This window comes from Pseudomonas sp. ACN8, assembly GCF_002303925.1.
Classification (GTDB): Bacteria; Pseudomonadota; Gammaproteobacteria; order Pseudomonadales; family Pseudomonadaceae; genus Aquipseudomonas.
Genome location: NZ_MRCS01000135.1, coordinates 1 through 557 on the forward strand (window position 1 = coordinate 1; position 557 = coordinate 557).

1 pseudogene is annotated in these 557 nt (G+C 55.8%); it reads right to left on the reverse strand.

The annotated features are described in order from the left end of the window. A pseudogene (locus BSF44_RS29290) lies at positions 1 to 557 on the reverse strand (phospholipase); the annotation flags it as partial.

Sequence of the window (557 nt, forward strand, 5' to 3'; positions counted from 1 at the left end):
GGGGTCGGGACGAGCGTACTTTTCTCGATCGCCTCAATCTGCTCTTTGAGCCAGATCTGTCGAAATTTATTGTTTCTGGCGGCGTCTCGTTGGGCTTCCCGGGCTTTTTCGCTCATCTCGCCGCCACCCAGTGCATCGGTCAGGCGGGTCAGCGTAAGCAAGGCCTGCTGCTCAAGGAGTTCAGCCAAGGTCGGCGTCTGGGCGTTTGTTTGGGCTTTAGCCTGTTCAATGCGCTGTAACTTGGTGATTGCAGGAATGGTCTCGCCGCGCCCGAGGCTTTCGAGCATGCGCTGGGTGTTCAAGGAGCCTGGGCCTACACCATCTTTGCTGGCATTGGTGATCACAAAAAGGTGCAAATTGCCATGTAAACCCGGATCGCGGCCTGCGCGGGTCTGATCAGCCGCCGCTTTATTGATGGCCTCGGCCAATGGCGGCCAGCGAAAGTACTGGTTCTCGATATAAATGAATTGGGTCGCGTTGTTGACGGCTTTCAGGTAGACCTTTTCGATGTCGCGCTTGTTTTTGTCTTGCGGTTGGGTACGGACGATCTGTGCGAT